Source organism: Pseudoalteromonas sp. SG41-1 (genome assembly GCF_014164575.1).
Classification (GTDB): Bacteria; Pseudomonadota; Gammaproteobacteria; order Enterobacterales; family Alteromonadaceae; genus Pseudoalteromonas; species Pseudoalteromonas rhizosphaerae.
The window spans coordinates 1-19,285 of sequence record NZ_JACJFL010000014.1 but is presented as its reverse complement, the minus strand read 5'-3'; the positions used below and the strand labels follow the sequence as shown (position 1 = coordinate 19,285).

General features: G+C 40.7%; 13 protein-coding genes. 8 read left to right on the top strand and 5 right to left on the bottom strand.

The window, feature by feature from the left end; translation table 11 throughout:
* Positions 1 to 2 precede the first annotated feature (2 nt).
* From H5203_RS10170 to H5203_RS10150, 5 genes are all read left to right on the top strand, one after another.
* On the top strand, positions 3 to 1,304 hold the full coding sequence (locus H5203_RS10170; protein ID WP_182758571.1) for an efflux RND transporter periplasmic adaptor subunit: 1,302 nt from the start codon (positions 3 to 5) through the stop codon (positions 1,302 to 1,304).
* Positions 1,301 to 4,384 carry an efflux RND transporter permease subunit gene (locus H5203_RS10165; RefSeq protein ID WP_182758569.1) on the top strand — a complete coding sequence of 1,028 codons (3,084 nt, stop codon included), beginning with the start codon at positions 1,301 to 1,303 and terminating at the stop codon, positions 4,382 to 4,384. Before H5203_RS10170 ends, H5203_RS10165 begins: the two co-directional genes overlap by 4 nt.
* 114 nt (positions 4,385 to 4,498) lie before the next feature.
* The gene (locus H5203_RS10160) at positions 4,499 to 5,851 is read left to right on the top strand and encodes a magnesium transporter (protein ID WP_145237527.1); all 1,353 of its coding nucleotides are present in this window, start codon (positions 4,499 to 4,501) and stop codon (positions 5,849 to 5,851) included.
* A gap of 173 nt (positions 5,852 to 6,024) precedes the next feature.
* Entirely contained in the window at positions 6,025 to 6,162 is a 138-nt protein-coding gene (locus tag H5203_RS10155; protein ID WP_182732438.1) for a hypothetical protein, read from the top strand.
* 239 nt (positions 6,163 to 6,401) lie between these two features.
* On the top strand, positions 6,402 to 7,319 hold the full coding sequence (locus tag H5203_RS10150; RefSeq protein ID WP_182758567.1) for a tetratricopeptide repeat protein: 918 nt from the start codon (positions 6,402 to 6,404) through the stop codon (positions 7,317 to 7,319).
* Between the two features lie 65 nt (positions 7,320 to 7,384).
* Here H5203_RS10150 and H5203_RS10145 read toward each other — a convergent pair whose 3' ends face one another.
* The 4 genes from H5203_RS10145 to H5203_RS10130 form a co-directional block, all read right to left on the bottom strand.
* Complete coding sequence (locus H5203_RS10145; protein ID WP_404936450.1) at positions 7,385 to 9,934, bottom strand: TonB-dependent receptor plug domain-containing protein; 2,550 nt, start codon at positions 9,932 to 9,934, stop codon at positions 7,385 to 7,387.
* 104 nt (positions 9,935 to 10,038) lie between these two features.
* Positions 10,039 to 11,031 carry a sensor domain-containing diguanylate cyclase gene (locus H5203_RS10140; protein WP_182734459.1) on the bottom strand — a complete coding sequence of 331 codons (993 nt, stop codon included), beginning with the start codon at positions 11,029 to 11,031 and terminating at the stop codon, positions 10,039 to 10,041.
* A 179-nt stretch (positions 11,032 to 11,210) separates the two neighbouring features.
* Positions 11,211 to 11,498: a DP-EP family protein gene (locus H5203_RS10135; RefSeq protein WP_310736556.1), complete on the bottom strand. Its 288-nt coding sequence runs from the start codon at positions 11,496 to 11,498 to the stop codon at positions 11,211 to 11,213.
* 98 nt (positions 11,499 to 11,596) lie between these two features.
* On the bottom strand, positions 11,597 to 14,845 hold the full coding sequence (locus H5203_RS10130) for a winged helix-turn-helix domain-containing protein (RefSeq protein WP_182819696.1): 3,249 nt from the start codon (positions 14,843 to 14,845) through the stop codon (positions 11,597 to 11,599).
* A gap of 230 nt (positions 14,846 to 15,075) precedes the next feature.
* On the opposite strand from H5203_RS10130, the gene H5203_RS10125 reads away from it, so the two are divergent.
* The gene (locus H5203_RS10125) at positions 15,076 to 15,510 is read left to right on the top strand and encodes a hypothetical protein (protein WP_145237512.1); all 435 of its coding nucleotides are present in this window, start codon (positions 15,076 to 15,078) and stop codon (positions 15,508 to 15,510) included.
* On the top strand, positions 15,507 to 15,704 hold the full coding sequence (locus tag H5203_RS10120; protein ID WP_145237509.1) for a helix-turn-helix transcriptional regulator: 198 nt from the start codon (positions 15,507 to 15,509) through the stop codon (positions 15,702 to 15,704). Before H5203_RS10125 ends, H5203_RS10120 begins: the two co-directional genes overlap by 4 nt.
* 44 nt (positions 15,705 to 15,748) lie before the next feature.
* On the opposite strand, the gene H5203_RS10115 is transcribed toward H5203_RS10120, so the two are convergent.
* The gene (locus tag H5203_RS10115; protein WP_145237506.1) at positions 15,749 to 16,951 is read right to left on the bottom strand and encodes an MFS transporter; all 1,203 of its coding nucleotides are present in this window, start codon (positions 16,949 to 16,951) and stop codon (positions 15,749 to 15,751) included.
* A gap of 446 nt (positions 16,952 to 17,397) precedes the next feature.
* Between H5203_RS10115 and H5203_RS10110 the strand changes: the two genes are divergently transcribed.
* The coding region (locus H5203_RS10110) for a TonB-dependent siderophore receptor (protein WP_182819695.1) at positions 17,398 to 19,285 on the top strand (1,888 nt) is incomplete at its 3' end.

The window sequence follows — 19,285 nt, the reverse complement described above, 5'->3', positions numbered from 1 at the left end:
TTATGAATATTAAACAAACCAAAATTATTATCCCTGCGGCTATAATCGCAGCTACTGCCTTGTTAGTAATGTTTATTAGCTCAAACCCACCAGAAGCAAAGCGTTTTGGCTCACCACCTAAAGCGCAAATAAGTGTGGCGGTGCAAACTTTACAGTTACAGCCGTATCAAGTGATGGTTGACAGTTTTGGTACTGTAAAGCCGCGCACTCAAAGTATCTTGGTCGCTCAAGCTTCAGGACAGATCATCGCCAGCAGTGAGCAATTTAGAGAGGGGGGCTTTTTTGAAAAAGGCGATGTACTCTTACAGCTTGATGACAGAGATCACCGCGCTGAAGTGAAAGAAGCGCAAGCTAATTTACTCACTGCGCAGCAAGGCTTTCAAGAAGAACAAGCACGTAGTCGTCAGGCTATTATCGATTGGCAGCGTTTAGGTAATGGTGAGCAGGCAAGTAATTTAGTACTGCGAGAACCGCAACTAGCCGCAGCTCAAGCGCAAGTACTTTCAGCACAAGCAATACTTGAAAAAGCGAATTTAAACTTAGAGCGCACAAAGATAACAGCCCCTTATGCAGGGCGAGTATTAAGTCGCAGTGTGGATCTTGGTCAAGTGGTGAGTAACAATACACAATTGGCAACTATTTACGCCATAGATAGTGTTGAAATACGGTTGCCAATTAAAAACAAAGACTTACCTTTTATTGATTTGCCAGAGCAATTTCGAGATGGTATGAAAAATGCCAATGGCTCAACTGTCGAATTTAGCTCTGACCTAGTTGGTATGCAAAAGTGGCAAGGACAAGTTGCCAGAACTGAAGGGGCCATCGATGAAAATGCTCAGCAGCTTTATGTTGTTGCCCAAATCAATGATCCTTACAAAGCAACTGCTCAAAACCAATACCCAATTAAGATTGGTCAATATATTAAAGCGCAGATCAGTGGCAAATTAGTCGCTGATGTCTTGGTTATTCCAAACAGTGCTATTTACCAAGGTACTTATGTATATATTGTTGATCAAGGTGTATTACAGCGTAAAAATATCCGCTTAGCGTGGCAAAATGCCACGCAAGCAATTATTGCCGATGGTTTGAACATGGGTGATAAGTTAGTGCTTACACCACTTGGTCAAGTTAGTTCAGGTACTGCTGTTAAAGTTATTGGTGAAGCTGATAAAGAGGGCAGTCAGCCTACTGGCAAAAGACCGTCACGTGAACAGTTAGCAGCGATGGCTAAAAAACAAGGGATCACTGTTGAAGAGCTGATGCAAAAGCGTAAAGCTGCTCGCTCGCAAGGAGATAAGCCATGATAGCTTGGTTTACTAAAAACCATGTTGCAGCTAATTTATTGCTGATCAGCATTGTTTTTGCGGGTTTATTTAGCCTTACCACGCAAATTCCTTTAGAAGTTTTCCCGTCTTTTGAAACCGATCGTATTAGCGTCAGTGTTTCCTTGCGAGGCTCAACTCCTGAAGATGTAGAGCAAGGGGTGACCATTCGCATTGAAGAGGCAGTACAAGATTTAGAAGGCATCAAACAAATATCGAGTCGCTCATCTGAGGGGTCAGCGTCAGTGAGTATTGAGGTCGACAGCGGTTACGATCCTCGAGAGTTATTGGCCGATATAAAAAGCCGAGTCGATGCAATTAATACCTTCCCAGCAGATGCTGAAAAGCCAGTTGTTGCCTTAGCTGAGCGTAAACGTGAGGTTATTGCGGTTACCGTTGCCAGTGACTACGGTGAAAAAGAAACCCGTGAATATGCAGAGCAAGTGCGCGACCAATTACTGCGCTTACCCAGTGTTACTCAAGTTGAACTCAGTGGTGTGCGTGATTACGAATTAGCAATTGAAGTAAGCCAAGATACATTGCGTCAATACAGTTTGAGCTTAAGTGATATTTCACGGGCGATATCAAACTCAAGTACTGATATTTCAGCGGGGAATTTAAAAACCCAAGGGGGAGATGTACTTATTCGCTCTAAAGGGCAAGCATATCGCAAAGACGAGTTTGCTCGCATTGCAGTTAAAAATCAAAGAGATGGTACTATTATTCGTCTAGGTGATATTGCTACTATCCGCGATGACTTTGAAGAAACCCCAGTGCGGACTCGGTTTAATGGTAAGCAAGCGGCCTTTATCGATGTATATCGTATTGGTCCACAAAGTGCCATAACAGTAGCCGATGAAGTAAAAGAATATATTGAAGGCCAGCAAAGTAAATTACCACAAGGGTTTGATTTAAGTTACTGGGATGATGATTCAGAGCTGGTTAAAAGTCGTATTGCCACACTCACCACCAATGCTTTACAAGGTGGTATTTTGGTACTGGCGTTATTGACGCTATTTTTACGTCCCGCCATCGCTTTTTGGGTATTTATTGGTATTCCAGTATCATTTATGGGCGCATTTTTAGCCATGCCATTGTTTGGGGTAACGCTAAATATTATGAGCTTGTTTGGCTTCATCTTAGTGCTAGGGATTGTGGTTGATGATGCAATCGTTACCGGTGAGAACGTTTATACCCATTTAAAAACCGCTGAATCTGGCGAGCAGGCAGCTATTCGTGGCACCCAAGAAGTTGCTACCCCTGTGACTTTTGGTGTTTTAACCACGGTTGCGGCATTTTTGCCGTTAGCATTTATAGAAGGTAGTCGTGGCGCTCTGTTTGCACAGATCCCTGTAGTTGTGATCCCGGTATTATTATTCTCACTGATTGAATCTAAATTTGTATTACCTGCGCACCTAAAATATATAAAGTTACGCCATCAAAAAGGCGAACCATCTAAGTTTGATAAATTTCAACAGCGTTTTGCTGATGGTTTTGAGCATGCAATTTTAAAGTATTATCAACCGTTATTAAACTTGGCCTTACGCCATAAGCTAGCCACGGTAAGCTTGTTTGTGGGGATCTTTTTAATTATTTTAACTATGGTTACCAGTGGGTGGACTAAGTTTATTTTCTTCCCTCGTATTCCGAGCGAAACGGTGCGTGTTAGCTTAACATTACCGACAGGTACTCCATTTGAAGTGACTAATAAATACGTGATTGATATGTCGGATAAAGCACGTCAATTACAAGATAAGTACCGTGATGAAAATACAGGCGAAAGTGTTATTTTAAACATTTTAGCCACCACGGGTGGTCGTGGTGGTGCATCAAACTCAGGGAGTGTACGCTTTGAAATCACCCCTGCTGAAAAACGTGACTCTAATATAGGCTCGCGGGAGCTTGCCAGTGAATGGCGCGATTTAATAGGTGTGATCCCTGGCGCTGAAAGCTTAACTTTTAGGGCTGAAATCGGTCGCAGTTCAGATCCAATTGATGTCCAGCTTACAGCAACCTCGCTATCAACCTTGCAAGAAGTGGCTGAGCAGGTCAAAGCGCGTTTGGCGACTTACCCAACAGTATTTGATATTGCTGATAGCATGTCTGATGGTAAAGAAGAGCTGCAAATTGAGCTAACAGAGCAAGGCTTAGCACTGGGTTTAAATCGGGTTGATGTATCACAGCAAGTACGTAACTCGTTTTTTGGTGCTCAAGCACAGCGTATTCAACGTGGTCGTGATGACGTCAGAGTTATGGTGCGTTTACCTCTTGATGAACGTCGCTCGGTGGCTGACTTAAAAGATATCCTTATTAACACCCCAACCGGTGGCACAGTACCGTTATCACATGTAGCTAAACTAGTGTCTGGGCAAAGTCCTTCAACGATTAATCGTATCGACCGCTATCGGACTCTGAATGTTACGGCAGATATCGAAAAAGAAAACACCAATATGACAGTGCTGCAAGCCGATTTAAAAATTTACCTTGATGAGTTGGTGCAGCAATATCCTGGCGTTAGTCACTCTCTTGAAGGTGAGGCGAAAGAACAACGTGAATCGTTCGGCTCGCTTGCTTGGGCGTTGGTATTTGTATTTTTCATTATCTATGCGTTATTAGCTATTCCGTTTAAATCTTACTTACAGCCGCTGATCGTCATGAGTGTGATCCCGTTTGGTATGATAGGCGCCGTGGTAGGACACTGGATTATGGGAATGGAATTAACCATTATGAGCCTACTTGGGATGTTGGCCCTGATCGGTGTAGTGGTTAATGACTCGCTAGTATTAGTTGATTTTATAAATAAAAAACGCAGTGAAGGCGGCGAATTACTGGAAGCGGTAAAACTGGCTGGCGCGTCACGTTTTCGCCCTGTAATGTTAACCAGTTTAACCACCTTTATAGGCTTAATGCCGTTGTTGTTTGAAAAAGCCACTCAAGCGCAATTTTTAATCCCAATGGCTGTAAGTTTAGGCTTTGGGATTATTTTTGCGACCTTTATTACCTTGTTGCTAGTACCAGTTAATTACTTGCTGATGGAGCGAGCACAAAGCTGGTTTAAGTAAATAATAAATACCCGCAGCTTTTTGAGCTGTGGGTATTGTTACGAAAATTTCTCAAACTATTTTTTCAAGCTGAGGTAAACTAAACACAAAGTAGTTAAATTCAAAGGCTTCAACATGATTGAATACCCGATTGATCAACTCCCACAGCTTATTGATGAGCTTTTACAATGTGATACCACAGAGCGTAAAAATAAGCTGTTAGCTGACGCCAAAGAAATACTTTCGACAGAACATTTATCGTTATTATTTGAAGCCTTACCAAAAGATCAGCGTATAGATATTTGGCAGTTATTAGATGAAGACACCCAGCATGAAATATTCATTAATTTAGGCGCCGATAGCTGTCGTTGGTTATTACAAACACTCGATGAAGATGACGGTTTTAAATTACTTGATGAAGTAAGCGTTGCTGAGTTACTTGAACTTGAAGAAGTGATCCCTGAGCGCTTTGTTGAATACGCTCGCCGTCAACTTGATGAAGTACAAACCAAGCAATATGAATTAGCGCAGCAGTATCTGCCAGAGCAACTTGGTCACTGGCTTGATTTTGATTCACTTAAGGTTTCAGACAAACTAACGGTCGGTGGCGCACGAAAAATCCTGCAAAAAGGCTTACCGCAATATACCGAGGTTATTTATTTAGTGAGCCGCAAAGGCACGCTAATTGGTGAGGTATCGGTTAACACGTTATTTAAAGCTAAGGACTCAGACACCTTATTAAGTTTTGCTGATCACGATATAACTTCACTGCATGCCGACGATGATTTATACGAAGCAGCTGAAGTGGTGATCCACAGTGAAAAAATGGCAATGCCCGTTGTCAATGTCGATAATAAGTTACTGGGGCGATTAAAAGTTACCTCAGCTTACGAATTACGCCAAGAGGTCACCGATGAAGCAGCGGCAAAAGCGGGTGGTTTACGTGAAGACGAAGATCTATTTGCCAGCGTACGAAAAAGTGCGAAGAACCGTGGTATTTGGTTAGGCATTAATTTAGCAACCGCATTTTTAGCATCCTGGTTTATTGGCTTATTTGGCGCAACCATTGAGCAAGTGGTTGCATTGGCAGTATTAATGCCGGTAGTTGCGTCAATGGGCGGTATAGCAGGGAGCCAAACGTTAACCGTAATCGTGCGCGGTTTAGCGCTTGGTCAGGTGACTGACTCAAACCGTAAGGCGCTACTTAAAAAAGAGCTTAGGGTAGGTGCCGTAAATGGCTGTGTGTGGGCTATGGTAATTGGTGTGCTTACCTATTTTTGGTTTAGTGATGTAATGCTCAGTATTACCATTACAGTGGCTATTTTGTTTAATTTAATTGCAGCCTCTTTGTCTGGCGTGGTGATCCCTTCTATTTTAGATAAAATGAAAATCGATCCCGCACTGTCAGGTTCAGTAATCTTGACAACAGTGACCGATATCGTTGGCTTTGTCACTTTCTTAGGGTTAGGTAGTTTATTACTACTTTAGTATTTTAGTGTAGGAAGTATGATAGCTTTTACAGGCATTTGATTAATTTCAGTTTTATTTCTGTTGTATGAATTTTTAGTGAAGAACTGGTTGGCGCGTATCATCTGGTTCTTTTTTATCATAAAGTACAGCTCTCGCAATAGCGAGTTACATAATTAAAAAGGAAATACTCAATGTCAAAGAAACCAGCTAAAGCAATCAGTAAAGAAGTAAAATCGATTAAAAAAGAAATCAGCGCTCGTAAAGATAAAGTCGCAAAACAAAAATCCAAAATAGGTAAGCTTAAAAAAGCGCTGAAAAAAGCAGCTTAATTTAGCATACGAAAATATTGCTGTGTGATCAGTTATTCTGCACTATCAGTAAAGGTTATAATTATACTTTTCAAATGCTTAGGCAATTATAAAATACTTTTGTAATTGCCAAGCCAGTTTTTTACCTCCACTCCTAGCACGCCATGATCTGCTAGCGCACAATATTTGTTAATAATTTTATGCAAATATGTTTTAATCTATGTATATACTTTACAGCATTAAGCGTTTGCTTAAACTTTATGATAAAAAATCACTTAACAATCGCTATTTTTATCTGTATTTTTTCTACGCTAACTAATGCGTCTGAACACTTTAGTGATCACGAACAATTCTGCTTACAACAGCCAGAGAAAGACTGCTTAGTTTATATTAATGAACGTATAGAGCAATCAGAGCTACATTCAACTCGGTGGTATAAAACCAAGTCTTACTTATTTGATTATTACTACGATAAAAATGATTATGAAACCTTAAAAATCATTGTTGAACCATTCGCAGAACGAGATGATTTACCTGAAGTATTTAAAGTCCAAGCTTATTTTTACTATGCCAAAGCTTTGCATTTTTATCACGATGATGAGCGTGCAAAAATCTATGCAAATAAGGCATTTACAGATATAAAGTTGATGTACGATGCGTTTGCAGATCCAATGCGAATGCTCGAGTTAGCTAATTTGCAGTATGTTTTTGGTAATAAGGAATCCGCTTTTCAGATGCTGCTCAAAACCGAACGAAAGTTTGGCAAGAGTAAAGATCCAATTTTTAATTTTGAGTTACAGTCTAATAAAGCAAATATTTATCACGCTTATGGCGATTTAGAAAATGCCAGAGAGAGCAGAAAAAAAGCGCTTGATTGGATACTACCAACCCAGCATCAAGGCAAAATTATTGTGGCACAGGGGAATTTAGCGCGCACATATCAATTGCTCGGACAGTATGACCTTGCTATTAAGTACTATGTAGATTCGTTGAGTTATATGGTAGAAGGTAGTGATGATATTGCAAAAGCTGCGCATACATTAAGGTTGGCAGAAATATGCTGGCAAGCAAAAGATAATCAGCAGGCTACTAAGTGGTTTAAAACAGTTAAAGAGAGTGATTTAAATCGTAACCATAAAATAGTCTATAAGCAATTAGCTACAGCCTTAACTTTGTAGCGATTGTAACTATACATCCCCGATAAGACGGCCCATATTTATATGGGCCGTAGTTACTTGTTTAATTAAAAGTTAAACGTTACATTCGCATAAACAAAGCGGCCATCTAAACTATATGGCGTGAACCCGCTGTAAGTGAAAATTTGGTTGAAATCACTATAACCAATATTACTTACCGTATCTTGCGGGTACTGATCAAATAGATTGTTAGCACCTAAAGCAAGTTTCCATTGCTCGGTTGGGCGATACGCCACTTCAATATCAGTGAGCCATTTCGCCTTAAGAAGCTCATCGCCCTCAGCACTACTTGAGGTATCAACTACTTCACCATAGCGAGTTGCACGAAGCGTGGCCTGTATATTTTCATAATCCCATGTTGCAGACAGGTTCCATTTATCTGCTGGTGTGCCTTTTTCGAATCGAGAAATTTCACGTCGTGCAAAGTATTGATATCCATCACCTAACGCTTCGAGTTCTGGTGGATTGTCTTTCACATGAGTAACTTCTGTATCGTTAAAGTTTACAGCGGCACTTAAGCGTAAGTCACCATAATCAGCTAAACCGAGTAAATAGGTGGCAACAATATCAACCCCTTGAGTACGCGAATCGATAGCGTTGGTAAAGTAGCGCACACTTTGGGTATTAAGCTCAGCGGCTTGTTGTAAAATAGCTTCAACAGCAGGGCCTTCTAAGTTTTCAGAAAGCACAATGCGATCATCAATATCGATACGATAAGCATCAAGCGTGAAGCTAAAATTACCTTCTGTGAAGATAAAACCAGCGGTCATATTGACAGACTCTTCAGCGTCTAAATCTTTTGCGCCAAGCGCTTTGGCAGCAGCCTCACTACTTGGAAATAATCCGACTTCTCTAGGTACGCCATTTTCAAATACAGTGCTGACTGATTTATAAGATGTTTGTGCAAGAGACGGTGCTCTAAAACCACTACTGATAGCACCACGTAACGATAATGAAGGAGTAATGCTATAGCGGCTGGCAAGTTTCGCTGTAAAAGTACTGCCAAAATCACTATAGTCTTCAAATCGACCTGCTAGCACAGCATTCCAATTTTCAGTGAGGTAGGTATCAAATTCAGCAAATAGGGCAATGTTATGGCGGCTTTTATCAGTTGCACTATCGGGTGAAAAACCTGATAAAACTTGTGCACCACCGGCGGCAACAGGTACGCCTTGTGCATCAAGTACCGTTAAATACGAAGCTTGTTCACCGGCTTTGATTTGGTAGTTTTCATGGCGATATTCAGTACCAATGGTAACAAACACGTCATCAGGCAAGCCTAAGTCAAAGCTATTGCTGGCATCCATGTTAACAAGGAATTGTTCATACACTAATGCGCCATTATCAAACTCTGTCGGACTGTTAGCACCCATAGAGGTATTGATACTATTGCTAACACCTAATGCAAAATCATTGCGACCATAATTAGTGCTGATATCCCATGTCCAATCATTACTAACCCCATTTAAACCGATAGCAAATGAATAGTCGTCAACATCAGTGTCAATGTTTGGTAAAAAACCATCTGGATAAACGCTTGGCACATTACGGTTGTCTTTGGCACGGCGATAGAAACCGCCTGAGTTACCTTTACGATTTGAATAGCTGGCAAAAGAGTAAAGTGATAAGTCATCACTAAAGTCGTAGCCAAGATTATAAAATAGCGCGATATCTTCAACATTGGCTTTACCAAAACGGTGATTATAACGGTCAAACGTTAGCTCTTTTGGATCAAGCGCGCCGTTTTCATTACGATTATATTGTTCTCGCTCATCAATACCTGAGCGGTTAGTTGGCTCGTTGTTACGGGTTTCAATTGAGATATTGATAAAGCCATTCTCGCTAAGCGAAAAGCCCGCATTGGCACTTGCAGTTCGGGTAATACCATCGTTAACGCGGCGGTCATCACCTTTAACAAAACCAAGCTTACCTTGCGAGTCGATGATTGTTTCTTTTAACTGTGCAGAGCCTGCCATTTGCGAATCATATTGACCATAAGTGTAGCTTACACTGCCGCCTTCATCGGCATCTTTGAGCACAATATTGATCACACCGGCGATGGCATCTGAGCCATATTGAGCAGCTGCACCATCACGCAGTACTTCAACGCGTTTAATCGCAGAGGTTGGAATATTATTTAAATCAACAGCCGTAGAGCCACGGCCAACTGTGCCACCTAAATTTAATAAAGCACCAGAGTGACGGCGTTTACCATTGACAAGTACTAAGGTGTGATCAGGAGCTAGGCCTCGTAATACTGCTGGTTTTGCATGGTCTGTACCATCAGCGAGGGTTGCACTTGGGTAGTTAAAGCTAGGTAATTGAGCCGCAAGCACTTGGCTTATTTCAAGCTGGCCTGTGGTTGCCAGATCACGACTGGTTAGCAAGTCTACAGGAACTGTACTTTCCGACAGGCTGCGTAAACTACGACGTGTGCCGGTAACCGAAATAACTTCAATATCTTGTGCTGTTGTGTCAGCTGTTTGCTCAACAGCGATTGCAGTCGCTGAGGTTGCCAATGTACTTGCAATAGCAAGTTGTAAAGGTAACTTGTTAAATAGTTTCATTGTTGATCCCGAGTTGTTGTCATACGCCATCTAGTTTATATAGCGTATTGGGAACAAACAAATAACATTAAAATATAGTATATGTGTAACTAATGCATTTCGTTAAAATAAATCAAATCTTGTTAATGTTGTGTTTATGAGCTGATGCTGATTTTATTTCTGCCGTCAGATTTTGCTCTATATAAAGCAGTATCAGCAGCACATATTAGTGCTTCGCAGGTACGGTATTGATTATCAAGTTCACAGGCTATACCTTGGCTCACACTTACTTTAACTTCTGGCGGCAGGCCTATATCAGTAAACGTCATCGCATTTATTTGTTGTTGAATATGTCTGGCAACAACAGCGGCGCTATCGCGGTTGCAGCGTGGCAGAATAACAGCAAATTCTTCACCGCCATAGCGAGCGGCTAAACAATCTCTTGATGGTATACATTGCAAAATAATCTTGGCTATTTTTTGTAAGCACTTATCGCCTTTAATATGGCCATAGGTATCGTTGAATCTCTTAAAATGATCGACATCAATTAATATACTAGTTAATGGCTGGTGGCTTTGAATACTTTCTTGCCAGTATTGTTTTAATGATTCATCGAGCGTGAAGCGATTAGCAAGCCCAGTTAAATGATCTATTGAAGCTTGTACTTTTAATTTGTTATATATTGCTTTGTGAATACTTAAATCATGTAATATGCACACATAAAGTTTTTGCGCTGACGCAATGCTCGAAGGCATATTAGAAATAGATAAGTCGGCCTCAATTATATTGCCATCCGTTTTGTTTATTTTTACTTCATTAGGACCAAAGTTAAGGCGAGTATCTTTTATATCTAACCAGTTTAGTAACGTATACATGTATTTATCGCGGTCAGTTTCATGTAAAAACTGTAGTAGGCTTTGACCAATCAATGATTGCTGGGAGTCGCCTAAAAACTGTGCCGCCATTGGGTTTGCAAACTCAAACGTACCTTGCTCATCGATGATAAAAATACCTTCACTGATGCCGTTGAATAATTCAATTAAAGAACCAAACTGTAAGTGAGAAAGACAGGCTGAAAGGGTTTTGCCAATAGTAGCTGATTGCTTATTTGCGTTAAGTGTTTGGTTATTATTTGTTTGGTTAGACACGTTTAATCCTTTACGTTTTGCTATACGTTTTTGGTGTCTATAAATTTACTTAAAAAAGTGCAAATAAACCTTCTGGTAACCTTCTGGTTTTAAGTTTTTGATTTTTAATAATAAAATGAAAATACGCAGGTGAGGTAACGCCTGCGAAGCAAGAGAAAGAAAGGGATAGGTTGCAGTAATTAAATTTCTTCTTTGTTTATAACCTGAGGGTCGCTACTGCTGTAAGAGGTGCCATTACATTCCACATTAAAAATGATTGATGCTGTACCGCTGGTTTCATCGGTATCTGTAATGGTAATAGACTTACCGTTATTATTAACTACGTAAAGGAAGTCATCAGCACAGTTGCCAGTGATTGTTGCGCTGCTAAATAAGAAGCCTTTATTAAATGTGTCTTGTTTTAAAGTGTAAATAGCAGCAGTTTTGGTTCTTACCTCACCTCCACCTGAGACTTGGTCATCTCCTATATAGTATGTAAAATTTGCTTTGTTATCTAAGCTCGATTTCTACTGAAAAGTTAACAACTTGTTGGTTGTTATTCATGTTATTTCCTCTATCATTTTTGTTATAGGCTAAAGTCATCAATACCTAACTGTATTAGGTTTTCTTTTAATTCTTTCGCTTCATTTTTTCTATTTGAGCAGCTATATGCTTGAACCAAAGGGTACGTTGTTTTTATACTTTTATTTTCTCGGAATGAAATTATTTTAATTGCTTTTTCACAAAATAAGCTTCGGTCATCATTATTTGTTGCAAGTTTAGCTTTAATTAAATATATCCTTGCTAAAACTAAGGAGTTTGCTGTTTGCCATAGTTTTCCTATTTGTACTTTGTAATCATTGTTGTTTTCAAGTTTAATTAGTAGTTCATTTGCTTTGGAATTTATACCTATGTTGATGTAGTAATGAATAATACTGATAAATATATTAATAGTTTCAGTATCATTTAAATCCTGCTCTGTTAAAAAGTTTAATATTTCTTTTATGTTATCGTTAAGATCTTGCTCGTTCGATAACATCAATTTATAAGATAAAGAACGGTAATATATTTTCTGGAATTTATTATTATTTGGATCTTGAAGAAGAGCATTACGTATACTGTCATTTGCTAGCTTAGCTTTTTCATAAGAGCGCTGCTTATCCGAGAAATAACTTAGTAGGAAACTTTGTTGCATATAAATATAAGTAAGATTGCTTAATACGCTGGCATCATTGGGATATTGTGCCAAAATATTATTCAACTCATTAGATGCATTTTCTAACATTGTTAATGCCGTATTAAAATCACCCAAATTTTCTTCTGTACTGGCAAGCCAGCTAATTGTATCTGTTTTATCACGTAATAAGTTTTTATTGTTGGGTTTAAGCTCGAGTGCTTTGTTTTTAAGATTTAGCGACTCTGTGAAGCTTTGTTTTGCAGCAGCATAGTTAAATTGTTTTAAATATAACGAGCCGAGAGAGTTATGTGAATAAGACAACTCCATAATGGAGTTAAAATCATTGGGTGCTAGGGAGTACATTGTTTCACTATAGGCTTGGTATTTTTTAAACATTGGCTCTGTGGCAGCGTAATCACTTTTATCATAATGAAGTTGCCCTAACCAAAAGGCATTGGCACCCGCAAGCGTAAGTAACTCTAAGTTGCTAGGTTGGGTTTTTAATAATCCCTCAAGTCGGGTGCGGGCGCTCTCAAACGCGGTAAATGCTTCGTCGGTTTTACCGCGGGAATAGGCCACTTCCCCCATTGCCTCAAGGGTTTGTGCATATTGAAAGCGGTTGTTAAATTCGGTTTTTTGGTCTGTAAAGCGAAAGAGAGAGTTGTCCTCATCAGCCTGATTAGTAAAATACTCCAGCGCTTTATTGCTAATACCATCGAGTAAGTCCATACGTTCTACACTGCGCAGTTTATCGGCAAATTCACCCACCATAAAGCCAAGTAGGCTTTCGGCTTCTAAGCGTCTTTGCTGCGCTACTTGCTCGGCGTGGTAGCTGCGTACGCTCATAAAGGTGGCTATAAAACTGAGTAAAATAAGTGCAACCGCGGTGGCTTGTAACACTCTTTTTTTACGTTTTGCCCTGCGGTTTGATGCTTTAATTAAACTCAGTTCAGCAGCACTGAGGCTAAACATCGGGTTATTTATAAGGCTTTGTGCTTCTTGTAACGGCTTGCCCTGGGCTAATAAAAAGTCGGCATGTTTTTGCTCATTTAACCAACGCTCGGTGGCGATTTGTAAGCGACTTTTAATGGCTAAGCTTTGTTGGTGGTGGTTTATCCAGTCTATGGCGCGTTGCCACTGACGTAGTAGTGCTTCGTGTGCCAAACTAAAACAGGCTTGCTCGTTTTTAAGGTGCGACACAAATAAGCGGCTATCGACCATCGCTTGTGCAAGTTGTGTTTGTGCAGGGGTGGTGAGTTCATCCCAACGGGCTGCGCGGCTGGTGAGGGTTTCGCCATCAGCGTGCAGGGTAATTAGTTTTGATAATACCAAGCTCAGCTGGGCTTGTTGTTGCTTGGGCAGTTGTGTAAAAACGTGCTCAGCTTTTTGGCCAATCGCGCCTTCAATACCGCCCAATGCTTGGTATTCAGAGACTAATAGCTCATCGTTTTCGCTGCGCTGTAAGTACAGTTGTTGCAAAGTGTATTGCAGCATTGGCAGGGCGTCGGGGTTATTGGCGGTGTCGTTACAGAGCATTTCATCCAGTGGTGTTTGGTGCTCAGGGTCAAGCTGCCAACTAAGCCCTGCGGCTAAAGCTGGCAGGCGGATCATCTGTTTTAATTCAGAACGCGTTGGCGGTAGCAAGTCAAAATGCGCGCCATTGGCTTTACCAGCCATTAAACTGGGTTGATTAACCACTTGGGGGTAAAAGTCATTTCGACAGGCGCTAAATATAATAATGCAGTTACTGGTGGCCAGTAACTCTATAATTGTTAAAAACTGGCTGCGCTCTTGCTCGCTAAATACTGGCGACGACAGCAATACTTCAAGGCGGTCGATAAATAAAAATAAATACGGTTTTATATGGGTTGTTTGCCCTTGCTTTAAAGCCATTTGGCAACGCTCAATAACTTGCTCAGGCGTTGAGAGTAATAACTCACTGAGGGAGTCGGCACTGATATTTGTTAAAACTGGCGCATCGTTGATTTCTAAATCAAGTAAAGTAGAGGCTAGATCGAGAAATAGCCGACCTTTACTTACGTCTGCAAAGTCGAGCAAGCAGTATGACTCAATTCGAAAGCCATCAAAGCCTGCTTCACTCATTAGTGCTGGTAATACACCTGCATTGACCAGTGATGACTTACCTGAGCCACTTGAGCCGAGCAATAAGCAAAATGCGCGGCCATAATTAATTTGCGCAGATACCCGCTGTAATAGTGTGTTTATTTGCTTGCTGCGGCCAAAAAACACCGCGGCTTCATTGGGGGTGAACGCGCTTAACCCAACAAATGGCGAATCACCTTGCCACTTACTATGGCTGGCTTTTTGCTCATCATCAAGAGGGAGCTCTATTTTGGCGATAACGCGATAGCCGCGCTTGCGGATTGTCTCTATGTATTGCGGATCACTGGCTTTATCGTCAAATGCTTTACGCAATTGCGTGATGACTTTATGCAGGGGATTATCGCCCACTGCAACTGTGCGCCAACAGTGGTTAAGGATCTCTTCACTGCTAACTAACTCTCCTTGTTTTTCGCATAATAACAATAAAACATCCATCGCTTTGGGCTCAAGTTGTTTGATTTGCGCGCCTCGTATTAAACTATTGGTGGTAGCTGTTACTTGCCATTCGCCGACAAAGAAAACGGATTTACTCATGCAGGGCTCATCATTGTTATTGTTAAAATTGAGGTTACTTCAACAGGTTTTTTTATCCTACTGCAAGCAATAAGTTAATACAATATTCTGAGTCAAACGTTAAGAATCTTAATTAAACAGTTATAGTATAGGTTGTGTCTAATCTACATTACTTTATGTAAAGCTTGCTTGACTTAAATGTATTCTTCAATAATACTTAGTCAAGTTTACTTGACTAAAAAGGTGAGAACATGAAACAACAAACAGGATTAACATTCAAACAACGTAACAAACTAAACACAGTTTATTTAGCAAAGTGGACTCTGGCGTGGGTTTTAACTTTGGCGCTTGCGTCATTCGGGCCATTGTTGCTGTGGGGCGAGCAGAACACGCTACTTAGTATAGTGGCAATTATGGTCAATGTTTTCGCAGGTATTATGATGATTATGGCAAATAAACGCCATTTAGCTGGTTTAGATGAATTGCAGCAACGGTTACATTTAAATGCGATGGCGATTACCTTAGGAGGGAGTTTAGTATTTGGTTTAGCATACTCGGTATTACAAACGAGCGGGGTAATTTCGTTTCGACAAGGGATTTCCCATTTAGTGATGTTTATGGGGATAACTTATTTAGTGTCTGTCGTAGTGATGAATAAACAACTTGGCGCTGAGGACGAAGAATGAAAAACCGCCTTAAAGTATTGCGCGCGGAGCATGACCTTACTCAGGCAAAATTAGCAGAGCTACTTGATGTATCAAGGCAAACGGTGAATGCTATCGAAAAAGGCAAGTTCGATCCTAGTTTACCATTAGCGTTTAAAGCAGCTCGTTTATTTAAATTAAAAATTGAAGATATCTTTCAAGATGAAGAGGTATAAATTCTACACTCTGCGTGCTTAAAGTACGCAGAGTGTAGTGCTGTTTATGGGGCAACTAGTTGCGGTTTTTGTTTACCCATTTGCAATGCACTCAGTAACCACATAATAAATCCACCAGCAAATAACACTGCGGCGACATAGCCGGTTTGATTAGGTTGCGCGCCTTGTGCAATTGCTAAGCCGCCAACCCAAGGACCAATTGCATTTGCAGTATTGAATGCGCATTGTACAAGTGCGCCAATCATTGCGTGCCCATGCGGAGATACATCCATCAACATAGTTTGAATAACTGTGCCAAGTCCGACACTAAAACCAATAAAAAATATAACCGCATAAAGTAACCAAATGTTATGGCTTGCCATTACATAAGTTGTAGCAAAAATGATTGCGCCAACAAGTGCTATACCGGTGGTTTTAAGGGGCGAATGATCCGCTGCCTTACCTAAAATATAGTTGCCCAGCGTACAACCAATACCGAACATAACCATCGCAATTGATATAGTGTAGGCTGGTGTGTGGGTGACCACTAAAATTGTATCGGCAATATAAGTATAAATGCAAAACACCCCGCCAAAGCCAACAATAATGATCCCTAAAATTGACCAAACCAGCTTATTTTTCAGTACGCTCAACTCGCTTAATAACGACGAAGGGGCTGAATTTTTTGTGTTTGGTATGAACTTTACAATTAGAATTAACGCAACAAGTGCCAGCACTGCGGTGCCCGCTAAACAATAACGCCAACTAAAATTTTGACCGACTAAAGTAACCATAGGCACGCCAACAATCGTTGCTATGGTAAGGCCCATAAATACTTTAGACATAAAGCTGGCGCGTTTATTGGCAGGTGCTATATCTGCGGCTAATAAAATGGCAACAGCAAAATAAGCTCCGTGGGGTAAACCACTTAAAAAGCGAAATAATATAAGCTGCTCTAACGAATTAGCAAATGCGCTTAAGCCGTTAAATATAAACATCATCGACACAAATAATAGCAAGGCATTACGCTTGCGCATATTTGCTGTGGTGATCATAAAAAACGGTGCACCGATCACTACGCCAATCGCATAGGCGCTAATGGTATAACCGCTTTGTGCTGGTGTTGAGGCAAATGTTTCGCTGAACAATGGCAGCATTGGCATCATCGAAAATTCCGATAATCCTAAAATAAAAGTACCCAGTGCAAGTACTAACAAAATAGCGGTAGTGCTTAGCGTATTGTTCACGACGCTAGGTTCAGGTGACATAGATAACCCTTGTAAAAAGACTGACGACAAAATATGAATGATTTATTTAATAAAAAGCAGGAAACTGCAATTTTGAAGAACCAATTAAACCGCGATTGTATGATAAAAATAAGTCAGCGTCTGCACTAAAAACAGTGTATTTAGAGCAGAAAATACGATTTTAGATTGCAGTGTTTTTGGCTGAATAGGAACGTTCTAATTTTCAATGACTTGATATATTCACCTTGGTTATTAAGCGGCATGCTGATGAAAAATAAATTTTCAGTGGTTGTGGCTATTTTATGTTTTTAGTGTTCTAACAGCCTTTTAAAAGTTATTAGCGTGTTTAAAATAAGAACAATAAACATCGAGTCAGAGCTTGGGGTGCGACAATTTGTCGCGTGTTCAGTGTTGTCGTCAAGTTATATACTTTGTTCATCTTAAACCTGCTGTAATTAAAGAATAAAATGAGCAACCACAATCCACTTATCAATTCACGTTATGCACTTTCTCCGTTAGCACTTTGCATAGCGAGTTTAGTTTCTCCTTACGTTCTTGCTGATGATTCAATTGAAGTGATTGAGGTACAAGGCCAAAACGTTAACAGCCATGCAAATTTAGGTTCTGCTGAACAGCTTTTAACTGAGTTGGGGGTGGATTTCTCTGCGGCAGGTGGCGTTTCTAGTTTACCTATATTAAATGGCATGATGGGCGATAGAGTTAAAGTACTGGTTGATGGCGCAGATATTACTGCGGCCTGTGGCAATCAGATGAACCCACCATTATCTTATATTTCGGCTAATCAGCTATCGTCTTATCAAGTGATTGCAGGTATTTCGCCAGTAAGCGCTGGTGGCGATAACATTGCCGGCGTTATTGTAGTAAACACCATTGCTGCGCAATATGGTGAGAGTGATACGTTAGCGTGGCATTCAGGTTATGTGTCGGCGCAGTATCGCAGTGTAAATAATGCGCAAGCGGTAGGTGTTGGCGCACGACTTGCCAGTGGCAGCTTGAGTTTAAATTATCAAGGTGCCTTTGAAGACGCTGATAGTTATGACGATGGTAATGGTGATTTAGTATTTGATACTCTATATCGCGTGCAAAATCATGCATTAACTGCAGCGCTGCGAGATGAAAAACAACAGCTAGTGGTTAAATTAACGCATCAAAAAATACCCTTTCAGGGCTTTGCTAATCAATATATGGATATGACGGATAACACCAGTTATGGCATAGCCACTCAGTATAAACGCCAGCTTGAAAGTGGTGAGTTTCGAGCGCAAATAAACTTTAATGATGTAAAGCACGAAATGGGTTTTTTCAGCGCTGAAAAAACCGGCATGATGCCGATGAATACCGACGCGCAAGATATCAGTTATCAACTTAATTGGCGTTTAGACTTTGATGCTGACACTGTATTACTGCTCGGCCAAGAATACTATGGTTACCGCATTGATGATTGGTGGCCTGCGATTGAAGGCTCAATGATGATGGGGCCTAACGACTATGTAAATATTAATGACGGTGAACGTGACCGCTACACCGGTTTTGCTGAGCTGCAAAAGCAGCTAAATAACAAGTGGTGGGTCTCTGCTGGTACGCGTATTGAATATGTGCAAACGGATACCGGTGAAGTGCAGCCATATTCAGACATGGGTGATGGCATGAATGGAATGTCAGGTATGGGAAGTATGCCAGCAATGAATATGGCAGATCCAAATAAAGATGCTGCAAAAGAGTTTAATGCCATGGATCGCGCGCGCAGTGACACGCTTGTGGATGCCAGCCTATTATTACGCTACCAAATTACTAATGAAGATGAACTACAATTTGGCTTAGCACGTAAAAATCGTGCGCCTAATTTATATGAACGTTATAGCTGGGGTGTCAGCACAATGTCGACCAGTATGATTGGTTGGTTTGGTGATGGTAATGGTTATATTGGTAACCCAGACTTAGTAGCCGAAACCGCGCATACCATCAGCACCAGTTACACTAAATCGGCAAAAGATGGACAGTGGCAAATAACAGCTAACGCTTGGTATACCCAAGTAAATGATTATATTGATGTTACTGTTGTTGGCAGTACTAACCGCACAGATAAGGTATTAACTGAGCGTAATACCCTGCAATTTACCAATTTAGACGCCACACTTTATGGCACTAAGCTTGAAGGTATTATCCGTGTTGTTGATAGTAAAAATGCAGGCACATGGGATTTAACCGCCGCGCTTACTAGCACCCATGGCGAGCGTGATGACAGTGATGAGCCGTTATATCAAATAATGCCACTGCATAGCAAAATAGCCCTTGAGCAACAACTCGGTAAATGGCAAAACTCATTAAGCTGGC